At 39.4% G+C, this 12494-nt stretch carries 10 protein-coding genes and 1 pseudogene; 5 read left to right on the top strand and 6 right to left on the bottom strand.

The annotated features are described in order from the left end of the window. Positions 1–14: 14 nt before the first annotated feature. The 3 genes and pseudogenes from LCY76_RS23115 to LCY76_RS23105 form a co-directional block, all read right to left on the bottom strand. Complete coding sequence (locus tag LCY76_RS23115; RefSeq protein WP_248254846.1) at positions 15–842, bottom strand: phytanoyl-CoA dioxygenase family protein; 828 nt, start codon at positions 840–842, stop codon at positions 15–17. Positions 843–851: 9 nt separating this feature from the next. Next, positions 852–1619 (bottom strand): annotated as a pseudogene (locus LCY76_RS23110) (phytanoyl-CoA dioxygenase family protein). A gap of 69 nt (positions 1620–1688) precedes the next feature. Further along, entirely contained in the window at positions 1689–2333 is a 645-nt protein-coding gene (locus LCY76_RS23105; RefSeq protein WP_248254845.1) for a D-sedoheptulose-7-phosphate isomerase, read from the bottom strand. A 138-nt stretch (positions 2334–2471) separates the two neighbouring features. On the opposite strand from LCY76_RS23105, the gene LCY76_RS23100 reads away from it, so the two are divergent. The 5 genes from LCY76_RS23100 to LCY76_RS23080 all read left to right on the top strand — a co-directional run bounded on the left by LCY76_RS23100 (position 2472) and on the right by LCY76_RS23080 (position 7319). Beyond that, entirely contained in the window at positions 2472–3458 is a 987-nt protein-coding gene (locus LCY76_RS23100; RefSeq protein ID WP_248254844.1) for a bifunctional heptose 7-phosphate kinase/heptose 1-phosphate adenyltransferase, read from the top strand. Then, positions 3433–4827: a glycosyltransferase family 9 protein gene (locus LCY76_RS23095; RefSeq protein WP_248254843.1), complete on the top strand. Its 1395-nt coding sequence runs from the start codon at positions 3433–3435 to the stop codon at positions 4825–4827. The genes LCY76_RS23100 and LCY76_RS23095 overlap by 26 nt, the downstream gene beginning before the upstream one ends. 400 nt (positions 4828–5227) lie before the next feature. Further along, positions 5228–5695, top strand: a complete 468-nt coding sequence (locus tag LCY76_RS23090) for an adenylyltransferase/cytidyltransferase family protein (protein ID WP_248254842.1) — start codon at positions 5228–5230, stop codon at positions 5693–5695. 5 nt (positions 5696–5700) lie between these two features. Then, positions 5701–6516, top strand: coding sequence for a phytanoyl-CoA dioxygenase family protein (locus LCY76_RS23085; RefSeq protein WP_248254841.1), 816 nt, complete (start codon positions 5701–5703; stop codon positions 6514–6516). After that, positions 6513–7319: a phytanoyl-CoA dioxygenase family protein gene (locus tag LCY76_RS23080; protein WP_248254840.1), complete on the top strand. Its 807-nt coding sequence runs from the start codon at positions 6513–6515 to the stop codon at positions 7317–7319. The genes LCY76_RS23085 and LCY76_RS23080 overlap by 4 nt, the downstream gene beginning before the upstream one ends. A gap of 40 nt (positions 7320–7359) precedes the next feature. On the opposite strand, the gene LCY76_RS23075 is transcribed toward LCY76_RS23080, so the two are convergent. From LCY76_RS23075 to LCY76_RS23065, 3 genes are read right to left on the bottom strand one after another with little or no spacing between them, the layout of a single operon-like run. Further along, positions 7360–8937 carry a carbamoyltransferase N-terminal domain-containing protein gene (locus LCY76_RS23075; protein WP_248254839.1) on the bottom strand — a complete coding sequence of 526 codons (1578 nt, stop codon included), beginning with the start codon at positions 8935–8937 and terminating at the stop codon, positions 7360–7362. After that, positions 8934–10868 (bottom strand): carbamoyltransferase C-terminal domain-containing protein, encoded by a 1935-nt coding sequence (locus tag LCY76_RS23070; RefSeq protein WP_248254838.1) that lies wholly within the window; start codon positions 10866–10868, stop codon positions 8934–8936. The genes LCY76_RS23075 and LCY76_RS23070 overlap by 4 nt, the downstream gene beginning before the upstream one ends. After that, the gene (locus tag LCY76_RS23065; RefSeq protein WP_248254837.1) at positions 10865–12493 is read right to left on the bottom strand and encodes a carbamoyltransferase family protein; all 1629 of its coding nucleotides are present in this window, start codon (positions 12491–12493) and stop codon (positions 10865–10867) included. The genes LCY76_RS23070 and LCY76_RS23065 overlap by 4 nt, the downstream gene beginning before the upstream one ends. Between the last annotated feature and the right edge of the window lies 1 nt (position 12494).

Below are 12494 nucleotides of genomic sequence, written 5' to 3'. Positions count from 1 at the left end.
TCTCTAATTAAACTTTACTTCCATGAATCAAAGTAACCTGCCTCTTTTATAGAGAAAACAGATTTTTGTTTTTGAGTAATTTTGGTATCTTTATTTAGTCTACGTCGAACTTTTTGTCCGTTTCGGTCGATTAACTTATTAAAATTCAGCGCGAGTCGTTCTACACTCTCGCCAGTGTAATGAGTGAGAAGGCAACGCCTGAATTGATAATTTGTGGTGTTTTCAGTCGAACCATGGATGATATTCCCATTAAAAATCACGACATCGCCTGGTTCAGTTTCTACATATTCTATTTGACCTTCTTCAACAGCCAATTCTTGTCCAGTATCCGAAAAGTAGTTCTTTACATTGGATGGGTCTGCATCTGGGAAGCTTAATGAGCTTGTTTGCGTTCCGGGGACGAACTGGAGTCCCCCATTCTGTTCATTTGTAAAATCTAAAGAAATCCAAGCGGCATAAGTTGTTCCTGGGGATACCCCAAATGCATAATTGTCTTGATGAAGAGGAAGTGCACGAGTGGTAGGACTCTTAAAATAATAACTTGTAGAGATCACGAGTGCTTCTTCTCCTATAATCGTTTTCATTAGGTCAAATAGTTCACCTTTAAGGGTGTGTTCCATAATGGTCGGGTTTTTACGATGATAATCTCTCATTCGAGGATATAAGCTTTCCAACGGACGCGTATCGCGGACCAAAATCTCGCCTCTTTGCACAAGTTTGAGCCATTCTCCCTCAAATGCACGTATGATGGATTGGATCTCATTTGAATCAAAAACGTTTTTAACAACAACATAGCCTTTTTCATCAAATCTTTGCTTTAACTGCTGATTCATTTCAGTCATAGTATTCTCCTATTTTTTCAGACTAGAAAAATTCGGACGTTTTCTGATTTTTTCGCCCTTTCTTGTTATCAACTTATTAAAATTCAATGTGATCTTTTTTGTACCTACACCTGCGTAATGGCAAATGATTGAGTTACGAAAGGTTGTTTCTGATTCGTTCGGCATAGAATCATGAATGACATGACCATGGTAAATTACGGCGTCTCCTGGCTCGGTTTTAATAGGGAGAATGTCGTAGCCTTCTGGAACCTCTAGAGATTAGACGTACCCGGCGAATGTATCCGCATTCTCATCATAGACTTTCTTGGGAATCAAAAGTTCCAGCTGATGTGTGGTTGGAACAAATCTCATTCCTCCATTCTTCTCATCTGCCGGGTCTAAGCAGGTCCAAATAGCATGACAAGTACCTGGGGCAACCCCTATACCGAAATTATCCTGATGAAAAGGCATACCTTCCATGCCAGGTGGCTTATAGTAATAGTTAGTGGAAATAAGGTCCACATCCTCTTCTATAAGTTCCATAAGGACATTCAATGCCTTTTCATTCAATGCAAAGTTACTAATTTTTTCGTTCTCAAAATGGAGATCCTTCTGACGGGGATATAAGCTGACTAGAGGTTTACTTTGGTCTTGGACGATTTCTCCATCTGCCAATTTTTTTAGCCAAATATCTTTGTATTCTTTTCGTAAGATTTCCACTTCATCTTTAGTATAAAGTCCTTTGACGACTGTAAATCCCTGTGTACAGTATTCGTGTTTATGCTGTTCTATGTCCATTACACCCTCGCCTTTATATTGATAATTTCAGCTTATCTAATTCCATCTTTTCTTTCTCGGCTTCTCTATTTAATTTTCTTTTACAATCTCGTTTTCTACCATTGAACATAATGAATGGTAGATCGGGAGATGGAATTCCTGAATCCTAAAGGTTTCTACAGAAGGCGCACGTATGATAACATCGCAAAAATTATCACCAATAAAGCTTTGGGTGCCCCCTGTAAAACAGATCACCTTCATCCCCAAAGCTTTTGCTGTAAAGATAGCATTAGTAACATTGTTGGATTTACCTGAGGTGGTAATTGCAATCAACACATCCCCTTCTTTACCATATCCAACGACTTGTTGTGCAAAAGCGAACTCATAACCCATGTCATTGGAGACTGCTGTCATGGTCGATGTATTAGCAGATAACGAGATTACGGGAATCGCTCTTTCAAGGTGATTCGATAAAAATGTACCTCTATTACCTAATTTCATGAAACGTTGTTTCAAAAGCGTTGGAAGCGGTCTTTTTACTCGGAAAGACTTCATTAGTTCCGCTGTGAAATGATCAGCATCTGAACTACTCCCCCCATTTCCACAAATCAGGATTTTCCGTCCGCATTTATAACCATTCACTAGTAATTCGTATGCTTTTACAATAGAGCTTTTACATACGTTCAGTTCAGGATAATTGAGCATTAATTCTTCTAAATAGGTATCTTTTTTCATAATGCCTCCTTATCCATAGTTTCACTTGGAAAGGTACTAGGTGGCTCGGCTTAATATATGAAGCTTGCACAAGTTATGCAGACCATTTTCGTAGCCCATATACTATAATTACATTAAATTAAAATGCGGGTGATTCATTTGGAAACTGAGCTAAAAAAAAGCGTATTTGTTTTGGGAGATATTGTCTTAGATTGTTATGCAGAATGTCATAAACAATTTTCTAACAATGAGGGGATCCAGAAACTAACCATTCAAGAAAAGAAGTATATACCAGGGAATGCAGCAAATGTAGCTAATAACCTAAGCGCCTTGGGGGTTGACGTTCATCTTTTTGGGGTGACAGGAGCGGATATGTACGGGGACTTACTACAGAAATGGCTGAATCCCGCTATCCATAACCATATTGTTAAAAAGCCTTCAGTTCTTACACCACTTAAATCACGGTTTATTTCTGAAGAGGAGATGGTTATAAGGATAGACGAGGAAGTTTATGAGCCGCTACTTTTAGAGGAAGAAGCGCAATTGCTTAATTTATTCGTATCACTTCGAAGTCAAATTGGTTATCTTGTGATAGCGGACTTGAATAAGGGAACATACAGCGATTCAATCTTAAAATCAATCATTAAAGAAGCCATCAATAATAATATCCAAGTATTCGTCGATCCATCAGCCAATAGGAATTTGAACGTATATAACATGGCAACTGTATTAAGCCCTAATCTAGAAGAGTTCAACGCTTTGACCGGTATAAATGCTTCTACTATCAAAGAAGCTGTGTTGAAAGCCAAGGAAGTTCTTAAAACTCATGAATTTACCTATTTACTCCTAAAAGGGGATCAATCCGGATCTATTATCGTAAATGAACATGGTAGTTATCATCTGCCGAGCTTATCAAAAAAAGTTGTCAGTAGTATTGGAGCTGGTGATTCCTTTTTAGCCGCATTTATTGCCTCTATGGTTCAAAGTACTAGTTTATTTAAATCATTCGTGATGGCGAATGTAGCAGCATCCATCTCCGTTTCAAAAAAATATACTTCCACGGTTACAAAATCAGAGATACATCAGTACTTACATGAATTAAAGGCAGGTGGTGACAATTATGGATTTATTCAAAGAGAAAGTTAAGCAGAATAGACAATTACTTAAACAACGGGAAAAACTGTTCATCTTCCTTCTTGAACAAGAGAATGTAAATAGCGTTATACCGAACATTGAAGCATACACCCATTCTATTGTTGCTTTTAAAGGGAACCAGAGGGTTTCCCTCTCTGAGATGTTTCCGTACGCCGAGGTTATTTATTTAAACGACGATATGTCCTCACAAACCATACAGGGTCTCTTTGAAAAACAGGTGACTGATGTATCTTCCTCCCCCATTCAATATGGTAACCCATTGACTTTGCTTGTCGCTATTCATCCTAAAATAGAGCCTTTTCTTGTTAATGATTCTATCTTAAATCGGATACATAATTCCCAAAACTTTCTCTCCTATTCACTCCTCCATTCCAAAGATTATATCTATCCGTTCTTCATCCATGAAAACCATGATTTCATGTATAACTATCAACCTAAGAAAAAGCGAATCGCGATACTGTTGGACTGGTTTTTTGGACACGGTGATGTAGCAGCAGTCTATAGTCAGATAAAGCACTTTATCCAAACTCATCAAAAGAATTACAAAATAGACCTAATTACAAGAGGGGGCCCACTCCGTCTTCTAAATGATTTGTTTCCTAACTGCCGGGTCTATGTCCATTTTGATAGTTTCTTTATATATGAAGCCATTACAAAATGTAATATATATGAAAATGTCTATTTTCTAAATACGAGACTGGACAATCCCCCTCACCTACATCTTGTCGATATGGTCTCACGTTCACTGGGCTTGTCTGAACCTGTTAGCCACCAAATGGAAGAAATAGACCTCCCTCCTTTGCCAGAAGCAATACAATTAAAAGTAGAGAAATTAAAACAGCATTCAAAACCCTTGATTGGAATTCAGTTCCATACACAAGACCCACAAAGGTGCTGGGACCAAAAGAATATATCTGATTTTATAAAAGAATGTGAACAGAAATCTCTGATTGTTATTAATCTAACGCCTCAAAAAGGGCTTCCACAAAGTGTGGTCGATTTAAGTTCGTTATCCGTCTCACAGTTATTTGCACTCATAAAACAATTGGATATCTTAGTGGGAATAGATAGTGTTTGTGGGCACATCGCTGGTGTGGTAGGTACACCCTCCCTCACGATATGGGGAGGCGGGACCCCCCTTGCCAGTGGATCGAACCCTTATGTCAGTTATCGACCCGCTAGTAATAATTATAGTGTCTATACAGATTCAGGCGATGCAAAAGATATTCCATCCACCCTCATCTTCCATAGAATGATGCAGATTCTCAAAAAAGATATTCGATTAACCCCAGAACGTATCACCATACAACAGACTCAAAAAATGGTGGGAGTAGAAAAGGTAGGTGGTTCTTCAAAGTGAATACGATATTTTTATTAAACAAAACGAAAAATCAAGAACTAAGTGAATGGTATGAAAGAAAGATAAACGCTGAATTAAGATTATTAGGAATCGAGGATGTTTATTGTGAAGCAGTTGGTCCAGAACTAGTGGAAATGGAGACAACCCTCCCCATTGTTCTAATAAGCCCATCCTCTATTCTCACGGATACTTATTCTTATAAAAGTGCCGAAAAGGTATACGCTTCACATACTAAAATTCTCGCCGTTATAGTTCATGAGAAAGTAAAGTTTTTTCAGCATCGTTTTACGAACCTCCAATTTTCTCCACTTCGATTTATCTTTAACCCTCATCGCATGCCACTCCGCGAATTAATTTTCCATTTACTTTCGCAATTAGATATCGACGTCGAGGTGCGAAGATGAGATCAAAACGGTTGCAAGAAAAAAATCTCCTACAATATGTGAACCACTACAAGAGAAGTGATAAAACCATTATTCTTGCTGGAGGATGTTTTGATTTATTTCATCCTGGACATCTAGAATATCTCCATGGCGCCAAAGACCTTGGGGACATTCTTATTGTCGGTATCAATAGCGATGACTCAATTCAATCTATTAAAGGTAAACGCCCCCTATTTCCGTTAAAGGAACGTGTAGCGTTTCTTTCTAGTCTCGAATGTGTGGACCATCTACTCGTTATCCCCGATCTGACCCTGGTTCGAGCAATCCAGATCATTAAACCTCATTTTTTTGTCAAAGGTATCGATTATCAAGGAAAAACGTTTCCCGAACAACAAGCTGCAAAGGATGTTGGCGCCGACATCAAGTTAATTGGAGAAAAAAAATTATACTCTTCAACACAGTTAAAAAAAATCTATGAGAGGTGATAGTTATGGAACCTATAAACTTAAATACGGAGTACTCTTTAAGCGAGGATCAAATCAATCAATATCAAAGGGATGGTCATATCTTTCTTCCTCAGGTCATGAAGAAGAATGAAATCAACGAATACCGGCCTGTTATTAAAGATCATGTTTTCGGTTACGCTTTGGAAAATGTCCCGGAAGAAGATCGAAAATACTATGGGGTAGAAAAGGCATTTCCTACGATTATGAATATGTGGGAGGTAAATCAAAAAATTAAAAGACTGACTTTTGCAAAGCGTTTTGCAAAGATCGCCGCTGATCTTATGGGTGTGGATGGTATCCGACTCTATCACGACTCTTCTATTTTCTTACCTCCAGGAGGAGGTGCCATTCCATGGCACACCGATAGTGCATATATGCTCCCCATCCACCCAGACAAAACCATCACCATGTGGATGGCATTAAATCATATTCCGGAAGAAGTTGGGTCAATGGGCTTTGTTTCGAGATCACATGAACTAGCAACAGAGGATGTTCTCCTTGCAGCTCGAAAAGGATATCCTCTTGCCTCTTATGGTGCAATGGAAGCTGGAGATGCAACCTTTCATTCGGGCCTCACTTTGCATTATGCAGCTGGAAACCCAACTGAAAATTACAGAGAAGTACTAACCATAATCTACATCGCAGACAACCTTACAATTGTAGAGCCGGAAGAAAACAAAGCAAAAGAAGCAAGAAATTATCATTTAAGACGACTCTTTCCAGGACGTAAACCTGGAGATAAAGCTGAAAGTGAATTGACACCGGTTCTTTACTCCAAGGAAGGAAAACACGTGGAATGAGCGAATTATCCACCTCTTCATTCGATCTAACCCGTCCCTATCCAGTTACATCCCAACAAATAAGCACCTTCCAGAAAAAGGGGCATATAAAGTTAGAAAACCTAGTTAATCGACAAGCGCTTGATTTTTATCGGCCACTCATAAAACAAACCGTCAACCAATATAACCAAGAGGTTAGGCCATTAAAAGAACGTGATACCTTTGGACAAGCCTTTCTCCAAACGATAAATTTATGGCAGAAAAACAAAGCGATTAAAAAGTTCGTCACAGCGAAACGGTTCGGAAAAATTGCTGCTGACCTTTTAAAAGTTGATCGGGTAAGATTGTATCTAGATCAGTCTTTTTTTAAGGAAGCCGGTGGTGGGCCTACTCCCTGGCACCAAGACAACAATTACATGATTGAATTGGATCCGGATAAAAAAATCACCATGTGGATGCCTCTTGTCGACATTCCTGAGACCTTAGGTTCGTTGTCATTTGTATCAGGGAGCCACAATTATAAAGAGATTACGCTAAAAAAGGCTCTGAAGGAAATTTTGAACATCGAAAACTATGGGAAGCTGAATGCTGGGGATGCCACGTTTCATGATGGATGGATCCTTCATAGCGCTAATGGGAATCCTTTGGCTATAGACCGTGAAGTAATGACGATCACCTATTATGCCGATCCAGCGAAGATCGTCGCCCCAGGAACCAATGAAGCCCGCCAAAGTCACTTGAAAACTTATTTCCCTCAAAGGTATGAAGAAGAGTTTGCCGATACATGGTTAAATCCGTTAATCTATGATCGAAACATAGATTGATAGAAAAACAACCCACCAATTATGGTGGGTTGTTTTCCTTTTAAGGACTGCTGCTATATTTCACAATAAGATGGTCATCTAAGACTAACGCGTCTAAATCGGTTGAAAGAAAGAATTCAATAGCTTCCTCTGGTGTCTCGATTAAGGTATGATCTGATTTTTTCAATGGTGTATTAAGTAGAAATGGAATGTTGCTAATCGCATGGTATTCCTCGAGTAATTGCGACATAAAGGAAGGGTTCTTATTCACGGGTAGGCAATAAGTAGATCCGTCTTCATTGACCACTAGGGGAAAATGATCTGGTTCTTCTAAGTAACAAAGATTGATCAAAAAGGAGGAACAGGCCTGTTTAAATTGCTCCATTTTTAATATGCTGAATGGTTCAAAGGTTTCCCTGTTTTTGGTTCTTTGTAGTTTTTCCTTAAGCTCTACCTTTCTTGCATCACCCACTATATTCCGATGGCCATAGGGATACCTGCCAAATTCACTTTTTCCTGTAAAAATACCGATCAAGTAACCGCGCGTTAATAGCTGGGCAGTAACTGTTGCGAGTTCTTTTTTTGTGTATATGTGAAATTGCTGTTGACTAAGGTGATTGACGAGCTCTTCGGTTGGATAGCACTTGCCCAACACCTGTATATCCGGTCTCTTCTTTGTCCATTTTATCGTATTATGATAGTGGAGTAAGGCCGCTCCAATACTGGTTCCTGCATCTCCCATGAAGGATGGAGTATAGATGTTTTGAAATGGGGTGTCATTTTTAATTTTCATTAAAAGTTGGACATTTTCAAAGATACCACCTGCTAGACAAAGGTTCGGCTTTTTTGTCATTTGGTAGAGCCAATGGCAAAGGTGCACAACAATCCGTTCTAGATGATATTGGGCAGCAAATGCAAGATCCTTTTTAACCTGTAGTTTGGTTTTGGCATCTCCCGCTTCTTGCAGTTTTACGTCCACATAACGCTTTAACGCCTCTAATTCTTTAAAGCCTTGGAGGAACTGGCCTTCTTGTAACGTGTAAAAATTATTAAAATCCTGTACGAATCTACCTGTACCCCCATGACTTAGCTTGATCATTTTTGTTTCATTCATTTGGGAATAACCTATTCCTACAGTTACATACTGTAGAAACATTCCGATGGAATTCGTAACGATGCTAAATTCATCTGTCTCTTGTCCCAGATTTTTTTTGATACAATCTAGTCCATCTGAATCCGCTTGATACATGCTAATGGTTTCTCGAATCCGTTCATCTTCAATGATATAACTACCTCGTCCATCTATCACGAGGACAGCTGCCTCGTGATAAGGTGATGTATAATAGGTAGAAGCCGCGTGGGTCAGATGATGGTTGTATAACTTAATCTGATTTGCATACTTCATATAATAATCTGATTCAATAAGGTCATTTCCAACAACAGCGTCAATATTTTCTATGGACATGTCTAAGGCTGATAGACAATACTCAGCTGCTTTGCATCTAAACGTCGAACGATTATGCACAGCGTATTTTTTTTTCGTCAGTCTTTCTTCTTCGATGGCCACTGTGATTTTTCCCTTGGACAGGATGCAAGCTGAAAAATCATGGATGGAGCCACCTAGAGCTAAAATATTCAATGTCCTCCTCCTTTGAGTGTAAACATAGAATGCTTCATTAACGGACGAATATCATTCATCATCTGTTTTGCATCTTCTTCATTTGTTATGTCATATTGATAGAGAAAACGAACATGTTCTAAAGGCTCACGATAGTAATCCAACAGCTTGAGGGGGATTTTGTGGGGATTCACTTGACCCCAAAGTTCTTTCTTCTCGACCTCTGAAAAACAATCAATTTCTAACCTTCTCCTTTTAGGTCCACGTTCGGGGAAGTCGTGATGATTTTTGAGTGAAACCCGGTAACCGTTTATATAAAGTAAGTTCAATCCCTTTCGCAGGCAAAAGTTGATGGCTTCCTCTGCTTTATTGATAATGGGCTCTCCCTTGTCATTTAAAGAGGTGTTGCAAAGAATGGGCACCCCCGTTTTTTTATGAAAATGTTTAATCAACTCATACATAAGTGGATTCTGGTCTTTAGAGATAGATTGCACCCGAGCTGAGGCATCTAAGTGAGCTACCGCAGGAATTTCCTTCACTTTTTCGGGTTTGATGGTAAATGTATGGAGCATTAAAGGAGAAGGATAGTAATCCTTAAACCATTGATCAGCCAGTTTATCGAGTACCATCGGTGCAACAGGTCTCCACCATTCCCGCTGCTTGATTTCGTTCAAGCGATCTTTCATACGTAAGGAGCGAGGGTCACTAATGATGGAACGGTTTCCAAGTGCTCTTGGTCCAATTTCCGTATGCCCATTAAACCACACAACAGGGTCCGCAGTGATATCTTCTATTACTTCGTCAACGTCGAGTGGTGTTATGTTCTCGATGTACGGTTCGTAATTTTTCATGAGGATATTCAGATCGATCGGATCGTTTTCCCCAAAGAACGGATGATTCATTGAAAATGAAAATCTTCCCATCTTCTTATAAAAGGCATATAACCCCATACCAAGCGATAATCCACTGTCCCCGACACATGGAGGAGCGATAAAGCTTTTAAATCCATATTTTTTCATCAAATAACTGTTTGTAGGACAATTCAATGTAAAGCCGCCAGACATGGATAAATGAACATCCTGGGGATTAAAATCAAACTGTTCAATCGCTCGGTCAATATTCAAGTTCATGATTGTAAAGGAGGCCTCTTGAATGATTTTCATCAACATACTGATTTTATTTTCTTCTTCCGTGAAACGCGGATCAAAATAGTTGAACAAAACCCCTTCATCGGCTGGTGTGAACGCGGCTATTTGTTTATAGATCGATTCGAAATAATTTTCTTTACCAAAATACCCTTTACCATCATAGATGGGTATGTGATGTTCATAATTGATATAGGCCCTACTGTTACTTGCGGAAGCAAGCGCCATTAACGTTCCTTCCTTCATCCCAAAGTAGAACATGGCCCAACCCCATAAAAGGCCTGGAGATTCAACTGGAAACAACTCAATTTTCCCATTATGAACAAAGCATCCTGCATAGTACGGCTTTTTGATCCGTTCAGTAACGTCTACAACACCATCTGGTCCACCATCTACAGCAAATCCAATTATTTTCTCCTCATGATATTTATCGGGATCAAGAAGTATGGAAGAAAACAAATGTGAAATGCTGTGGTACGACAAATTCGGATAATCGCTCAGTGAATGATAGTCATTCGTTGTATCCAAGCCAGGAGTTCCCCAAATCTCCTCAATATCATCTAAACAAAGGCCAAGGGGCAACAATAAAAGGTTGATCGTATCATAGGCTTGTTCCAAACTAGCGAATGATTGATGATGCTCTTTAATTCCTGAAATCCTTTCCAACTCCCAAAATCTAATTAGCTCGATACGTTCATTGTTTTTTTTAAACAACGCTAGGTTCTGATCATGCCTAACGATTTTGTTAAGAAGATGGTCAAGTGGATCGATATGTAGGTACGTTGATAAATAGTATCCGTTTTTCATAGTTCCACCTCTTTACTCCGATCTGGTTTGGCTAGTACGTAATCCCCAACAACAAGATAATCTAGATCCAATTTAAGAAACGTTACAACAGCATCCATAGGGGATTCAATGATGGGTTGTCCATTGTCATTAAAGGAAGTATTCAGTAGAATGGGGACACCGGTTTTATGATAGAAACTTTCGAGTAATGAATGAAAGATAGGATTCATTGGTTTTGATACGGTTTGTAGCCGACCCGTACCATCAACATGAGTAACTGCAGGAATTTGATTTCGTTTAGAAGGTATTATATCTGCAACAAAAAGCATGTATGGAGAGAGGCACTGTAAGGAGAAATAAGCTTGAGCATGTTCTTCAAGAATGGCCGGAGCGAAAGGGCGAAACGATTCGCGGTGCTTGATACGTCTATTGATCGTGTCCTTCATATCATGTTTTCTTGGATCCGCGAGGATACTGCGGTTCCCGAGCGATCTTGGTCCAGCTTCTGACCTACCTTGAAACCAACCTATAATCTTACCATCTGCTAATAGGCTCGATACATAGTCATTAAGATCGATAGGTTTTTGAATGATCAACTCATCTGCGTGCTGGTCAATGGCTTTTTTTATTGCCTCTTGCGGATATTCTTTGCCGAGATATGGGGTGCACAAGGTGGCGGATTCCTTAACGATTCGAGGGTTGTCATATAACGCATAATATCCATACAATGCACACCCAATAGCCGTCCCGGCGTCACCAGCAGCGGGGAAAATGTAAATGTTCTCGAAAGGGGTATGCTGTGCAATTTTATGGTTTGCAACACTGTTCAATGCCACCCCTCCTGATAGACAGAGGTTTTTCGACTTTGTTAGATGATAAAGATGTAGGCATGCATTTATTAGGCACTCTTCCGTGTGGTGTTGTACGGCAAAAGCAAGGTTTGCCTTACACTGCTCAGGGTCTAAAGAAGTGTGAATCTCTTCTATGATAAACTCCCGTAAGCTATGAAGTTGGGGTACGGTCTGTATAAACCTACCCTGATCATCCATGTCAAAAAAGTCCCGGAACTTATCAACGTATTTATCCGAACCATATGGGGCAAGACCCATTGTCTTCCCATCCTGAAGAAACTCAAATCCAATGGCTTTGGTCACTTCTTCGTAAAAACAACCTAATGAATTTGTAATGAGATCGTTATGTTCTGTGCCTGTGCTTTTTTTCAGTTCTTGAATTTGATTTCCATCACCATAATAAAAGGAGATGGTCTCTTTAGCATCTTCCCCAATGGAACTTCCTCTACCATCGACAACTAAGATAGCAGCATCATGAAAGGGAGATGGATAGAAAGAGGAAGCGGCATGGGAAAGATGATGATTGATAATTTTTATATCATGATGTGAGTAGCGGGAATAGTAAGCAGGCTCCACAATATCAGTCGTGACAATTGCATCCAAATCAGATTCCTTAAGGCTACTCTCCATCAAGCAATATTCTGCAGCTTTATTAATAACCATTTTACGTCCAATATTCAGTGCATGTTTGATCTTCAGTAATCGCTCTTCTTCGATGTAATGCAATATTTCCCCACCGGATGTTAGACAAGCTGAAAAATCATGAATAGAGCCACCTAAACCTAAGATGTTCATC

The sequence above is a fragment of the Fictibacillus marinisediminis genome (genome assembly GCF_023149135.1).
GTDB lineage: Bacteria > Bacillota > Bacilli > Bacillales > Fictibacillaceae > Fictibacillus_C > Fictibacillus_C marinisediminis.
This window is presented reverse-complemented; position numbering and strand designations above follow the sequence as displayed.

Coding starts and splice junctions, on each gene's coding strand:
- LCY76_RS23115 (WP_248254846.1), bottom strand. CDS start 842: ATGACTGAAATGAATCAGCAGTTAAAGCAAAGATTTGATGAAAAAGGC.
- LCY76_RS23105 (WP_248254845.1), bottom strand. CDS start 2,333: ATGAAAAAAGATACCTATTTAGAAGAATTAATGCTCAATTATCCTGAA.
- LCY76_RS23095 (WP_248254843.1), top strand. CDS start 3,433: ATGGATTTATTCAAAGAGAAAGTTAAGCAGAATAGACAATTACTTAAA.
- LCY76_RS23090 (WP_248254842.1), top strand. CDS start 5,228: ATGAGATCAAAACGGTTGCAAGAAAAAAATCTCCTACAATATGTGAAC.
- LCY76_RS23085 (WP_248254841.1), top strand. CDS start 5,701: ATGGAACCTATAAACTTAAATACGGAGTACTCTTTAAGCGAGGATCAA.
- LCY76_RS23080 (WP_248254840.1), top strand. CDS start 6,513: ATGAGCGAATTATCCACCTCTTCATTCGATCTAACCCGTCCCTATCCA.
- LCY76_RS23070 (WP_248254838.1), bottom strand. CDS start 10,868: ATGAAAAACGGATACTATTTATCAACGTACCTACATATCGATCCACTT.
- LCY76_RS23065 (WP_248254837.1), bottom strand. CDS start 12,493: ATGAACATCTTAGGTTTAGGTGGCTCTATTCATGATTTTTCAGCTTGT.